This window comes from Streptomyces sp. NPDC005408 (assembly GCF_040606445.1).
Taxonomy (GTDB): domain Bacteria; phylum Actinomycetota; class Actinomycetes; order Streptomycetales; family Streptomycetaceae; genus Streptomyces.
In genome coordinates this window covers 1-13,718 of sequence record NZ_JBEXEX010000094.1, presented here as the reverse complement: position 1 = coordinate 13,718, position 13,718 = coordinate 1, and the positions used below count along the sequence as shown (strand labels likewise).

Annotated in this window: 10 protein-coding genes and 1 pseudogene; 8 read left to right on the top strand and 3 right to left on the bottom strand. The window is 67.5% G+C overall.

All coding sequences use genetic code 11. The features are described from left to right. Positions 1–354, top strand: a 354-nt coding sequence (locus ABZS64_RS37985) for a zinc ribbon domain-containing protein (RefSeq protein ID WP_355839592.1), incomplete at its 5' end; no start/stop codon positions are given. A gap of 54 nt (positions 355–408) precedes the next feature. On the opposite strand, the gene ABZS64_RS37980 is transcribed toward ABZS64_RS37985, so the two are convergent. Next, entirely contained in the window at positions 409–1,650 is a 1,242-nt protein-coding gene (locus tag ABZS64_RS37980) for an MFS transporter (protein WP_355839590.1), read from the bottom strand. Positions 1,651–1,749: 99 nt separating this feature from the next. Here ABZS64_RS37980 and ABZS64_RS37975 point away from each other — a divergent pair, with 99 nt between their 5' ends. From ABZS64_RS37975 to ABZS64_RS37960, 4 genes are all read left to right on the top strand, one after another. Then, positions 1,750–2,835: a helix-turn-helix domain-containing protein gene (locus ABZS64_RS37975; RefSeq protein ID WP_355839588.1), complete on the top strand. Its 1,086-nt coding sequence runs from the start codon at positions 1,750–1,752 to the stop codon at positions 2,833–2,835. A 480-nt stretch (positions 2,836–3,315) separates the two neighbouring features. Further along, positions 3,316–4,149: an alpha/beta hydrolase gene (locus ABZS64_RS37970; protein WP_355839586.1), complete on the top strand. Its 834-nt coding sequence runs from the start codon at positions 3,316–3,318 to the stop codon at positions 4,147–4,149. A 78-nt stretch (positions 4,150–4,227) separates the two neighbouring features. Continuing rightward, positions 4,228–5,520, top strand: a complete 1,293-nt coding sequence (locus tag ABZS64_RS37965; protein WP_355839584.1) for an IS256 family transposase — start codon at positions 4,228–4,230, stop codon at positions 5,518–5,520. Positions 5,521–6,212: 692 nt separating this feature from the next. Next, positions 6,213–7,232, top strand: a complete 1,020-nt coding sequence (locus tag ABZS64_RS37960) for a chitinase (protein WP_355839582.1) — start codon at positions 6,213–6,215, stop codon at positions 7,230–7,232. 696 nt (positions 7,233–7,928) lie between these two features. On the opposite strand, the gene gyrB is transcribed toward ABZS64_RS37960, so the two are convergent. Continuing rightward, positions 7,929–9,914, bottom strand: coding sequence for a DNA topoisomerase (ATP-hydrolyzing) subunit B (gene gyrB / locus ABZS64_RS37955; protein WP_355839594.1), 1,986 nt, complete (start codon positions 9,912–9,914; stop codon positions 7,929–7,931). Positions 9,915–10,815: 901 nt separating this feature from the next. On the opposite strand from gyrB, the gene ABZS64_RS37950 reads away from it, so the two are divergent. Next, a complete protein-coding gene (locus tag ABZS64_RS37950; protein WP_355839580.1) occupies positions 10,816–11,139 on the top strand; it encodes a hypothetical protein in 324 nt (107 codons plus the stop codon). A 218-nt stretch (positions 11,140–11,357) separates the two neighbouring features. Here ABZS64_RS37950 and ABZS64_RS37945 read toward each other — a convergent pair. Then, positions 11,358–11,742: pseudogene (locus ABZS64_RS37945) on the bottom strand (transposase); the annotation flags it as partial. Positions 11,743–12,034: 292 nt separating this feature from the next. Here ABZS64_RS37945 and ABZS64_RS37940 point away from each other — a divergent pair. Together ABZS64_RS37940 and ABZS64_RS37935 are read left to right on the top strand one after the other, a co-directional pair. Continuing rightward, on the top strand, positions 12,035–12,442 hold the full coding sequence (locus tag ABZS64_RS37940) for a hypothetical protein (protein ID WP_355839578.1): 408 nt from the start codon (positions 12,035–12,037) through the stop codon (positions 12,440–12,442). Positions 12,443–13,258: 816 nt separating this feature from the next. Continuing rightward, the coding region (locus ABZS64_RS37935; RefSeq protein ID WP_355839576.1) for a transposase at positions 13,259–13,718 on the top strand (460 nt) is incomplete at its 3' end.

Sequence of the window (13,718 nt, the reverse complement as noted above, 5' to 3'; positions counted from 1 at the left end):
TCCGTGCACGACGCCGGATGGTCGGCGTTCACCACGATGCTGGAGTACAAGGCCGCCCGGTACGGGCGACAGTTCCACCGCATCGGACGGTTCGAGCCGACCTCTCAGGTCTGCTCGAACTGCGGAATCAAGGACGGCCCCAAGCCCCTCAACGTCCGTACGTGGACGTGCGGGGAATGCGGGGCCGTCCTCGACAGGGACATCAACGCGGCGGTCAACATCGCCAAGGCCGCAGGACTTGCGGTGTCAGCCTGCGGAGCGCGGGTAAGACCGGGACTCGTCCCGGCACAGCGCGAAGAAACAGGAACCCACCGAGACGGTCAGACGACCGTGGCAGGAATCCCCTCCCTTTAGGGAGGGGAGCGGAAGTCAATTCGAACCGTGGCCAGGGGCGGGGCGATTGCCAGCTCACGAGCCTCCTCGCGCCCGGCGGCAGTAACCGCTGAGCCGCGTTCCTTGATCCTTCTCGGTGGCGACGGCGCCGGCGGAGAGGAGCGTTGCAGCGGCGAGGCTGCCCCAGAGGGCGGCCGAGCCGTGTGGTGCGAGAGCGGTGATGACCGCCGGGGAGACGGCGAGGCCGAAGCCCGTGGAGAGCTCGAAGCGGGCGAGGGTGCGTCCCAGGACATGGGCCGGGGCGAGGGCGGTGACGAGCGCGGTGGCGCTGCCGGCATAGATGATCTCGCCGAGAGTGCAGACCACGGACACCGTGGCGACGGCCGGGGCACTCCAGCTGTGTCCCAGTGAGGTGGCCGCGAGGAAGCCGAGGTAGGACACGGTGAGTACCACGCCGGCGAGAGCCAGCACGGTCTGCCGGGAGAAGCGGGACATCAGGAGGGTGACCGGAACCTGCAGGGTGACCACCAGCACCGTGTTGGCCACGAAGATGGCTGCCGACCACACCGGGGATGCGTGCAGCTGTGTCACCAGGACTAGAGGGAGCGCGATTTCGGGGACGTTGAGGCAGAAGGCGTAGACGACGTTGGCGGCCAGCAGCGTGCGCATCCGGGGTGCGGGCCCGTCGTCCCTGTCCTTGGCCGGGGTAGCGGCGGGATGCGCGTGCAGGCGAACCGACCACGCCAAGGCCGCCGCAGTGAGATAGGCGAGCCCGGTGACGGCTGCCAGCGCCTGCAGTGCGGTGGTGCCGCCCGCCAGGCATGCGGTGGCGAGGAGCGCGCCCGCGCCCAGGCCGGCGTTGCGCAGGGCGCGGCATCCTGCGAGGGCGGTGTCGCGTTCCCGGCCGTGGGCGACCGTGGCCACGAGAGCTGCGTGGGCGGCCGGCCATGCCTGGTTGCCGATGCCGAGGAAGAGCGCCGCCGTCGCGAACAGCCAGACGTGCCCCGCCGGGGTGGCCAGCAGCAGCGCCACGCCCAGCACCCGCACCAGCATCGACGCTGCCACGACCGTGCTACGTGCGCCCCGGTCCAGCCATAGGCCCACCGCTGGCATGCACACCAGACCCACGACGACGCCAACCGTCATGGCGATGCCGGTGACCGGCGCGGGCAGCCTCAGCACCATCACCCCGTAGAGCAGCAGAAAGGGCCGCAGCAGGCCGGTGCCGAGCGCGTCCACGGCCAGGGCGACGGCATAGCGGGGGCCTCCGGAGGCACGGACGAGGGCGCGGGGCTGGATCTTGGTGGTGGTTGCCATGGCGTCAACGGTGCGTATGGCCGCCGGGTCGGCTACGTCGGTTGACGGACACCGTCAACCGACGCCGTCGCCGGCCATACGGTCAGTGATGATGAGGGGATGACGTTGAGGATCGACATCAGCGGCCTGCCGTCCGAGCGACTGCGGTTCGCCGCCTCCCCGCTGGCAGAGCTGACCGCGATGCTGCACGTGCTGGCCGAACCCGGGCATCATCCGCAGCTCGCCAGCTGGGCCGGGGATGTCTGGGCCGGGCTGCGGCCGGAGCTGGCCGAGCGGTTGCGGGAGGCGGAGTTCCTCTGGCGTTCCTCTCAAGCCGACTTCCTGGTCCCCGCCCGACCTCGGCCGACCCTCGCCGAGGAGTTGGACGACGTGGACCGGATTGACGACGAAACGTATGTGACCGCCGCGCTCGTCACCACATGCGGCAGCAACAGGGTCCACTTCGCCACGTCGTCGCCGCTCACCGACGCGACTGCGCGCGCGCGTGCCCTGGACCTGGCCCAGGCCCGCGGCGCACTCCAAGAGGCCTTCGCGGAACGGCTGCTCGCGGACCCGGTCGCTGTGCGGGCTCGGGTGCGCCACACCCTCGAACAGTGCGCGGAGGCCTTCTTCGACGCCGCCTGGGCGGGCGTCGCCGTGCAGCTCGCCACCGACCTGCGCCTGAAGAACGACCTGCTGAAGCGCCAGGGCATCAAGGCGGCACTCGCATCGGTCTCCGACGCAGTCACCCTGGCGCCGGACGGCGACTGCATCATCGTGGACAAGCTGCAGGACAAGGCGACCGCCGCCCACGGCATCGGGGTCACCTTCATCCCCAGTGTCTTCGGCCGCCCGCACCTGGTGGCGGTCCACGCGCCCGGGTGGCAGCCGGTGGTGCAGTACCCCGTGGCCGAGCCGAGTCCATCAGAGCCGGTATCGCTGGAGACGGTCACACTACGGCTGGAGGCACTCGCACATCCGGTACGGCTGCGGCTGCTGCGCACCCTGGCCCGCGGCCCGCACACCACCGGTGAGCTGGCCCACGCCTGGGAACTTTCGCCCCCGGAGGTTTCCCGCCACCTCGCTGTCCTGCGCCGCGCGGGCCTGCTCACGGCCCGGCGGCACGGTCGTTACGTCCGTTACACCCTCAATCTGCCCGATCTGACGGCGCTGGGCGCCGACTTGCTGACGGCCGTACTGCGCTGATTGACTTCCGCTCCCCGCCTTAAAGGGCGGGGATTCCTGCCACGGTCGTCTGACCGTCTCGGTGGGCTGCCACCGCTTGGTTCTCGCGGATGATCTTCGTGGAAAGCTGGTGGTGGAACTCGCGCCGCGCATCGGCCGTCCGGGCATGAGCGCGGGCGCTGACGTTGAACGCGGAGCCAGTCGGGGACGGTTTCGCCTTTTTCGTGCGCCTGACCCCCAACGGCGACGACGACGTGTGTCACTTGCAGATGGAGATCGATCCGATCGCCACTTTGGAACTTCGTGAGGCGTTCAATGCGCTGCACGCGGCGCTGGTGGTCTGACCGCCGGAGCGTTCAGGCCGCGGTCGTGAGTGGGCATCCGCTGGGGCGGCAGACCGCTCACGCCCGCCGCCGCCTGACCACCCAAGTGTGACGGTGCCGGCCACCCGGCTAGATCACCCCGCTCAGACCAAAGACACAACTGAGAGGAACAGCGCCCGTGAGTGAATGGCAACTGGCCGAGACATTCCGCAGTACGTCAGGCGACGTCCGCTGGGGCAGCCTCGGAAAACCCGGCCAGGATCCGGTCGTGCTCCTCCACGGCACACCCTTCTCCTCGTATGTCTGGCGCGCTGTCGCCCGCGCACTCGCCCGCCGCTACCAGGTCTTCGTGTGGGACATGCCTGGTTACGGGGCATCGGAGAAGTCCGCCGGCCAGGATGTCTCCCTCGCCGCCCAGGGCAGAGTCTTCACCGAGCTCCTGGCTCACTGGGACCTTGAAGAACCGTTGGTGGTGGCCCACGACTTCGGCGGTGCCGTTTCCTTGCGGGCGCATCTGCTGCACGGAGCTCGCTACCGCGCGCTCGCTCTGGTCGACCCGGTCGCGCTGGCCCCGTGGGGTTCGCCGTTCTTCCGGCTCGTCGGCGAGCACTCCGGAGTCTTCGAACAACTGCCGCCCGCACTGCACCACGCTTTGGTGCGCGAGTACGTAAGCTCGGCCAGCAGCCCTGGCCTGCACCCTGCCGTCCTCGACCGGCTCATCCAGCCCTGGCTCGGCGACCTCGGCCAAGCGGCCTTCTACCGCCAGATCGCTCAGGCCGATCAGCTATACACCGACGAAGTACAAGACCGGTACGGCGAGATCGGCTTCCCGACGCTGGTGTGCTGGGGCCAGGACGACACCTGGATCCCCGTGGCGAAAGGACGGGAGCTCGCCGCCCGAATCCCAGGCGCGCGACTTGAGCCAATCGCCGGTGCGGGCCACCTCGTCCAAGAAGACGCACCTGCCGAACTCACAGCCGCTCTTATGGCCTTCCTCCAACAACCGCGCTGACGCCCAACACAACCCGGTGTTCCCGGTCACGGGACTGTAAAACGAACGGTGTAACTCCTGATCATGGAAGATGCGCCGATGACCAGTAACAACATGCCTGAACCGGAGACCGTCGACGTGGCTGAGCCGCAGTTGGTGAAGGCTGTGGATGACCAGCTGATCGAGGAGTTGGTGGTCCGGGCCCAGGCCGAGGGGCTGCAGCTGACCGGCGAGGGAGGTCTGCTCCAGCAGCTGACGAAACGGCTGTTGGAGTCCGCTCTGGAGGGCGAGGTCACCGACCACCTCGGCTATGACCGGCACGATCCGGCCGGGAAGAACGGTGGCAACTCCCGCAATGGCACCCGTTCCAAGACGGTGCTGACGGAGGTCGGCCCGGTGGAGATAGCGGTGCCCCGCGACCGTGACGGCTCCTTCGAGCCGAAGATCGTGCGAAAGAGGCAGAAGCGCCTGACCGGCGTCGACGAGATGGTCATCTCGCTCGCCGCGAAGGGCTTGACGACTGGTGAGGTGCAGGCCCACCTGGCCCAGGTCTATGGCACCGACGTCTCCCGCCAGACCATCTCGACCATCACCGACAAGGTCCTCGATGCCATGGCCGAGTGGCAGAACCGGCCCCTCGATCCGGTTTACCCCGTGATCTTCATCGATGCCATCCACGTGAAAATCAGGGATGGCGCCGTCGCGAACCGCCCGATCTACGTCGCCCTCGCAGTCACCGCCGAGGGCCGACGCGAGATCCTCGGGCTGTGGGCCGGGGACGGCGGCGAAGGAGCCAAGCACTGGCTGCACATCCTCACCGAGATCAAGAACCGCGGCGTGGGCGACGTCCTCATGCTCGTCTGCGACGGTCTGAAGGGACTTCCCGACGCGGTCGGTACTGTCTGGCCGGCCACGATCGTCCAGACCTGCGTCGTGCATCTGCTGCGGAACTCGTTCCGTTATGCCGCCCGTCAGGACTGGGACAAGATCGCGAAGGTCCTCAAGCCTGTCTACACGGCGCCGACCGAAGAGGCCGCGCTGGACCGGTTCGCCGAGTTCGCCGACGCATGGGGCAAGAAGTACCCGGCGATCGTCAGGCTGTGGGAGAACGCCTGGGAGGAGTTCACCCCGTTCCTCCGCTTCGACAGCGAGATTCGCCGGATCGTCTGCACCACCAACGCAATCGAGTCCGTGAACGCCCGGATCCGCCGGGCGGTCAAGGCCCGCGGCCACTTCCCCAACGAGCAGGCCGCACTGAAGTGCGTCTACATGGCAATCATGTCGCTGGACCCGACCGGCAAGGGACAAGCCCGCTGGACCAGCCGCTGGAAGACTGCGCTGAACGCCTTCGACATCACCTTCGACGGCCGTCTCTTCGCAGCCCGCCAGTAACCTCAACAACCCGAGATACACCGTTCATTGGACAGACCCCTCTTGGCCTGGGGCGCCGTCCACGCGGCGCCGGATGCTGTCTTCAAGCCCGGCGCGCGCGGTTGTCCGGGAGATGGGCGACGACGAGCGCGGCGGCCTCCTGGGGAGTTCACACGGTGCGGAATTTCCAGGGGCGGCCAGCTCGCCCAGCCGTCGCGCCTGTGAGACCCAGCCGGTGTCCCAGTCGTCGGGCACACGTGCCAACTCCTCCAGCAGCGAGCGGATCTGCCGGGCCGTTGAACATGGTGTCGGTGAAGGGACACACATGGCTCAGTAGCGCAAACACCGACCGCTCGATCCTGCCGTCCCACTCGGAGCAGCAGTTTCCCGTGGCGACCACACGCATGCCTTCGGTTCGTACCGGCAGATCAATCACCCTTCGACGCTTCCCGGAAGGGGTATGCCGCCTCGTTCAAAGTGAACGTGCTCGTCGGCACCCTTGAGGCAATAGGAAACTTTCCTAACCAACATCTTGTCGCGAGCACGCCGGGCCGTTAGCGTTCACGACGCGCTCAGCGATCCGCCCCTGGTCCTTCGTAAGAGAACTGATGGGCCGTCATGCCTCACGCTCCAAAACCTCCGTGCTCCGCACCCCGGCGGCAACCCGATGACGCCGCATTCCCGCTCCCTCCGGTAGATGGAGATTCCCTCCCATGCACTCCTCCGCACACTCGCGCCGCCGCCGCGTAGCCCTCGCCGCGACCGCCGGCCTCGCCACGGCCGGCGCGCTCGTCGCCACCGCGCAGGCCTCGCCACCCCCGGCCTCGCCGCCCCAGGTCGAGGCACTCCCCAGCGGCATAGCGGCGCCCTACCTCTACCTGGGCTGGGGTAACCCGCCGTCGGCCACGTCGGTCATGTCGGCGACCGGGATCAAGCAGTTCACGATGGCGTTCATGCTCTCCGACGGCGGCTGCAACCCGAAGTGGGACAGCAGCCGCGCCCTGACCGGCGGCACCGACCAGTCGGCCATCAACGCCATCCGCGCCAAGGGCGGCGACGTCACGGTCTCCTTCGGTGGTTGGAGCGGCACCAAGCTCGAGCAGAAGTGCTCCTCCGCCTCTGCACTGGCCGGCGCGTACCAGAAGGTGATCAACGCCTACAAGCTCAAGTCGATCGACATCGACATCGAGGCCGACGCCTTCAACAGCGCGACCGTCCGCCAGCGCACGGTTGACGCCCTGAAGATCATCAAGACCAACAACAGCGGCGTGAAGGTCTATATCACCTTCGGTACGACCCCCACCGGCCCGGACGCCAACGGCAAGGACCTGATCAAGCGCGGCGCGGCCAAGGGCCTCAATGCCGACGCCTGGGCCATCATGCCTTTCGACTACGACAAGGGCGCCGTCGACATGGCCGCCACCACCAAGTCCGCCGTCGACGGCCTGAAGAGCGCCGTCGCCGGCGCCTACGGCCTCTCCTCCGACGCCGCCTACCGCAAGGTCGGCTTCTCCTCCATGAACGGCAAGACCGACTCCGCCGGTGAGACCGTCACCCTCAACAACTTCAAGTCGATGATTTCCTACGCCCAGTCCCATCACCTGGCCCGCGTCAGCTTCTGGTCCGTCAACCGCGACCGTAAATGCGGCTCCGGCACCGACGCCGACGCCTGTAGCGGCATCTCGCAGAACGCTTACGACTTCACCAAGGCCCTGGCGATCTACACCGGCTAAGCCCTCCAGGGGAACGGAAGAGTAATTGTCAAGAGTTGTGGATCAGCGGGGTTGCAGCGTCTTCGGGCGCAGTCGTGGTCTCCCTGTCCGGAAGATGACGATGCCCTTCTCGTTGCCGCGAGGAGCTGTCCCGCACCGCGTGGACGGACACGAAGCCCCCGACCTCACTGGTCAGGGGCTTCTCCCGTTCCTCAGGAGGGCGTGGCGGGCACCGTGAACAGCCCGAAATGCCGAAGGCCCCCGCTCCGCCGGACTATCCGGCGGAGCGGGGGCCTTCGGTGTGCGGCTCGGTCCTACCTGCGGACCAGGGACGCGAACGCGATGGGGAACAGCTTGTTGATGCGGGCGATGGCGCCCGTCAGGAGCGGCGGCTGGTCGGCGTAAGAACCGAGGTGCGCTGGGCGTTCTCGATGGGAACTCGGCGCTCCGGTCCGTCCCCCGTACGGCCGCCCACGGGCTGCGGCCCCGGACGGTCCTGCACCGCACGCATCCGGGCGGAGCCGGTGCGACGCTCAACGTGGAGGTTCGAGTGCGTCCCATCTGGTCCGGCGCGATCAGCTTCGGCCTGGTCACTTCTCTGAACTGACGCTTTCAGCCGCTCGGGGAAGGAGTGCGGCAGAGCGGTCTGGTCACGCAGCCAGCGATATCAGGCGTCGATCCGGGAGCGGTCCAGGGTGGCGGCCGTGGTGGGCGGCGTCAGATGTCGAGGAAGCGGACGTCCTTGGCGTTGCGCTGGATGAAGAAGCGGCGGGCCTCGACGTCCTCCCCCATGAGCACGGAGAACAGGTCGTCGGCGAGTGCGGCGTCGTCGAGGGTGACCTGGCCCAGGACGCGGTGGTTCACGTCCATGGTGGTGACTCGCAGTTCCTCGGCGTTCATCTCGCCCAAGCCCTTGAATCGCTGGATGGAGTCTTCCTTGACCCGCTTGCCGGCCTCGCGTCCGGCGGCCACCAGGGCGTCGCGCTCGCGGTCGGAGTATGCGTACTCGAGGTCGTCCCGACCCCACTTGATCTTGTACAGCGGGGGGCGTGAGAGGTAGATGTGCCCGCCTTCGATGAGGGGTCGCATGAAGCGGAAGAGGAAGGTCAGCAGGAGGGTGCTGATGTGCTGGCCGTCGACGTCGGCGTCCGCCATCAGGATGATCTTGTGATAGCGGAGCTTGTCGATGTCGAAGTCCTCGTGGACGCCGGTGCCGAACCCGGAGATGAGTGCCTGGATCTCGGTGTTCTGGAGGATTTTGTCGATCCGGGCCTTCTCGACGTTCAGGATCTTGCCGCGGATCGGCAGGATGGCCTGGAACTCGGGGTTGCGGCCGGACTTGGCGCTGCCGCCGGCGGAGTCGCCCTCGACGATGAAGATCTCGCACTTGGTCGGGTCGTTCGACTGGCAGTCGGACAGCTTGCCGGGCAGTGATGCCGACTCCAGCAGTCCCTTGCGGCGGGTCAGGTCCCGTGCCTTGCGCGCCGCGACCCGCGCGCTCGCCGCGGCGACCGCCTTGCGCACGATGTCCGCGGCTTCGTTCGGGTGTCGGTCGAACCAGTCCGACAGGTGCTCGTGCACCACCCGCTGGACGAAGGTCTTCGCCTCGGTGTTACCCAGTTTGGTCTTCGTCTGGCCCTCGAACTGCGGCTCGCCGAGCTTCACCGAGATGATCGCGGTCAGGCCCTCGCGGATGTCCTCGCCGGAAAGGTTGTCGTCCTTCTCCCGCAGAAGCCGCTTCTCGCGACCGTAGCGGTTGACGAGTGTGGTCAACGCGGTCCGGAAGCCCTCCTCGTGGGTGCCGCCGTCATGGGTGTGGATCGTGTTGGCGTAGGAGTAAACGCTTTCGGTGTACTGGCTGTTCCACTGCATCGAGATCTCCACCGACAGCAGGCGGCTGGCGTCCCCGACCTCGATGTCGATGACGGTGGGGTGGACCGGCTCGCCCTTGCGCGCGTTCAGGTACTTCACGAAGTCGACGATGCCGCCGTCGTACCGGTAGGAGACCGCCTTGGCGACCTGTTCCTCTTCGTTGTCCGGCCCTGCCTCGTCCGCCGTGGCGGTCACCCGCGCCGCCGGCCGTTCGTCGGTCAGGGTCAGGGTCAGGCCCTTGTTCAGGAACGCCATCTCCTGGAACCGCCGCGACAGCGTCTCGAAGGAGTAGTCGGTGGTCTCGAAGATGTCGCCGTCGGCCCAGAACGTGATCGAGGTACCCGTCTGCGAGGTTTCCTCGTGCCGGGTCAACGGGATGGTCGGCACCCCGTGCTGGTAGATCTGGCTCCACCGGTAGCCGTCCGCCTTCACCTCGGCCGACAGTCTCATCGACAGGGCGTTGACCACCGACAGGCCCACGCCATGCAGGCCACCGGAGACGGCATACGCGCCGCCTCCGAACTTGCCGCCAGCATGCAGGACGGTCAGCACGACCTCGATCGCCGGCCGCCCCGTCCCGGGGTGAACGCCGACCGGGATTCCGCGGCCGTTGTCGACGACCCTCACGCCGCCGTCGGCCAGGATCGTCACGTCGATCCGGTCCGCGACCCCGGCCATCGCCTCGTCGACGGAGTTGTCCACGATCTCCTGCACCATGTGGTGCAGTCCCCGCTCACCAGTCGATCCGATGTACATGCCGGGGCGCTTGCGGACCGCGTCCAGACCCTCCAGAACGGTGATCGCGTTCGCGTTGTAGGGACCCGAGGTCACCTCGCCCTCGGCGTGGCTGGCGGCTTCGGTAGTGGTCGGAACACCGGAATCGGTCAAGGCAACGCTCCCGTTCGGGCACGACAAACCAGGCTGCCGCGCACACGCACGGCAGCGATCGGTCACTGATGGTTGAAGAAGCCCAGGCAGGCGGATACCCACCCTCAGGCCACAGCCTCGCCGCGTCCCGCGACCAAGGCGCAGTTAACTGTACCTATCGAGAGAACGTTAACTAGGGCAAGAAGCCCTCGAGTTGGCCACTCAGTGCCTGAACTCGGGGGTTGATTAATCCCCCCACCTCGATGGACTCAAATGCCCTCCAGTGCCCACTCTGGGCCGTCTGGAGTCATCTGCGCGGTGCGCCGAACCGGCTATTTTCAACATCACACGGCTATGCCTGTTCCCCCACGCGTCATCGCAGATCGGCGCCGTCGGGGCTCCCGCAGACTGATGCCGAAGCCGATCGGTCGGATGCCCGCCTGGGCAGACCGAGGAAACGTCGAGCGCTGAGCGCTGGACACATCGATCTGGTTGATCTTGCTCGCGGCGCCGGCAAGGCTCACACGCCGTCCTTCGATCTCGCCGAGCCAACCCTCCTCCGCGGCTTCGGCGATCCGGCGGACGAGGTTGTCGTGGATCTCGACCAGTCGGCCGCGTTGGCCAGGATCAGGTCGTAAGAGGGAGCAGCGGACACAGGCTTCTCTGAACTACTGCGGAACGGGTGTGCGGTGCCGTAGCAGTTAGCGCTGGAGTACCCGGGCCCTGATGATCCTCCTCGGGCTGCTCGACGGCACCGGACTCTGCCGGCTCCACTCGCACCCCTACTGGACGGCGCCCGGCTGCTCGGGGGCGGCGTGGGTGGAGCTGCGTCGGGAGGCGCGCGCCCGAGGGTGGCGAGTGCGGCGTGAGTGCCGATCCGGGCGGGCCGAGACCAGCCGCTGCCTTCCCCGACAGGCTGATCCGGCTCCAGCGGGACTGGATCCGGACGGTCAACCGGCTCGCGCACCGTCCCGCCGCGGGTGGGGCGGAGCTGCGGGCCGAGCTGTTCTCGCTGACGGTGCGGATCGACTCCCACCCTCATTGGCAGGCCTGTGGCTGGAGCCGGGCCGACCGCACACAGCTTTCGCGGGCTGCCCAGGCCGGCCCTGGTGGGGTGCGCGAGGTGACGGTACGGCTGGTGGACCGGGCGTTCGTGGTGACCGAGCCGGAGGATGCGTCCGGTGAGTGAGCTGGAGGCGCGGCTGAAAAGCTGGCGGGCGGTGCGGCGTGGCTGGCCTGGCAGCAGCGGCCGGTCGACAAGGCCATCGCGGCGCTGGAGGCCGAGCTCGCCGAGATCCAGGCCCGGCCGCCGCCGGCGCCGCCAGGGTGGAAAGTGGAGTCCATCCGGACCGCGAGCGGGCCGCAATATGGACGAGTAAGTCAAGAGTTGTGGATCAGCGGGGTTGTTCAGGCTGCAGTGACTTCGGGGCGTTCGACGAGGTGACCGTTCTTGAAGCGGGCGCCGTTGCGGACGAGGGCGACAAGGTGGGGTGCGGTGATCGCGCGCCAGCGAGCCTGGGCGGACTCGACGAGCTTGAACACCATCGCCAGGGCCGCGGCCGGGCTGCCAGCCCCGCGGGTGACCTTGGTCCTCAACTTCACGGTGCTGAAAGTGCTCTCGATGGGATTTGGCGTGCGCAGGTGCACCCAGTGCTCGGCGGGAAAGTCGTAGAACGCGAGGAGCTCGTCGGCCTCGTCCGACCTTCTTGGTCGCTTTCGGCCACTTCGCTCCGTAGGCGCGCTCGAAGTCCTTGATCGCCTTCTCGGCGTGGTCACGGTCCTCGGCGTACCAGTGGGGGCTGTTGCGTGGGACGTCGCGCCGGCCGTAGATGACCTGCGGCTCGCGCATGTTGTACGCCGCCGCAGACCTTCCTGGTGCCCCGAGGGCAGACGTTCGAGTCTGCTCGCTGCCTCTGGTGGCCGTGAACCCGATTGAAGGCTTCGGGTGAGTACCAGTGTCGGGTGTCGGTCAGCTGCATGCGGAGGCAGGGCAACGCTTTCCTCTGCGGCTTCAGATCGCCTACCTGGCAGAGGCTCCACACCCATTGCCACGCAGACCACTGCTCTTTATGTCAGGAGACAGCATGCGCAAGCAGTTCGCCGCCGGCCTCGGCACCATGGCCCTGACCGCCGGGATGCTCCTCGCGATGCCCGGCGCCACTGCCCACGCCGCCGACTACCCCACCAGCTCCTTCTACGTCCCCTACGGACAGACCTACACGAAAGGCACACTGACCTGGTACAACCAATCGGTCAACGTTTCCGGTGGCAACAACTCCGTGAGTTCGACCTCGTGTCGGGCGACCTGGGCGCGCACCTTTGCCGGCGGGAACCAGCTGGATTCCAATGGCGGCGGCTATGTGTGCAATGGCAACAGGACGTTCAGTTTCACCGTTCAGGCCGATGTGGCCGGCGGGGCCGGTGCCGTCCAGGTCTGCCTCGAGAACGGTAGCTGGGGTGACCTGGAATGCAAGATCTACCAACGGCCTTGATTATTCAAGGGCGATGAGGCCGACGCGGGCCCAGCCATCCGAACTCGCGCGAGCTGCCTGATCGCAGTATGACGTTCCCCGCAGCCGAGAGTGGGTAACGCCCGCACATAAGAACCGGTTCCCCAAATGAGTCCCTGGCTTTGGGGGCCTTCCCTGCGGGCCCAAACCGGTTGTTGGCGACGCCGTCGGCACGACGACTGCCGAGCTGCTTGGCTACTCACCTGGATCTGAGTAGCCACCCCCACGCGCCGCGCGTCCTGCGGGGCGACCCAGTCCGGCATCCGTCCGACGCCGTCGACGATCCGCCGTACCTCGGTCACGTACTCGGCGGCGGTCATCGTCCACTGGCCGTGCTGCTGGAGCATCGTGAAGCCGCCGGAGTCCATCCCCCACCTGGTGACAGCGAGAGGCAGCGTCTTGTACCGCACGAGCCGGTTGCGGGAGATGCACAGCGGGACGTCAGCGAACTCGGGCAACCGCAGCCAGTGCACCATGTGCGTGCCCAGGTAGAACGTCAGACCGTTCCCGCCAAGTCGGGCCATCGGCCCCGGCGCGGCGGGTTCAGGGTGCGGCATCATGCCGCGGTCTCCCGGTCCCTCTTCGGGTACGGATGCGCGGTCGCGGTGACGGGAGCCGCTCGGAGCGCGGGCCAATGAGGTGGGCGTAGCGGTGGTTGCCGCGGTGCTCAAGGAGGGTTGCCCCGACAGCTGTCAGAGGGCGGTTTGTGAGTCTTTGAGTGGTTCTGCTGTCGCCTGATGGTGTGGCGGCGGGGTGGAATCCACCGGTCCGCAGTTGTTGATCTGGTGATGTGACCAGGTGAGTGAACGCAAGCCGTATCCGAGTGACTTATCGGACGAGCAGTGGTCGTTGATCGAGCCGGTGATCACCGCGTGGAAGGACTGGCAGCGCTCGGTCAGCGGCCACCAGGGCGCCTACGACATGCGGGAGATCGTGAACGCGATCCTGTACCAGAGTCGGACGGGCTGCCAGTGGGCCTATCTCCCGCACGATCTGCCGCAGAAGAGCGCGACGTACTACTACTTCGCCGCCTGGCGGGACGACGGGACCGACCAGGTCATCCATGAACTCCTGCGCTGCCAGGTCCGTGAGCGTGCCCGCCGATTAGAGGACCCGACCCTGGTGGTGCTGGACACCCAGAGTGTCCACGCGGCCGCCGGGGTCCCCGCCGCCACGACCGACCGGGATCCAGCGAAGCGGGTGCCGGGCCGCAAGCGCGGACTGGCCGTGGACGTCCTCGGCCTGGTCATCGCGGTCA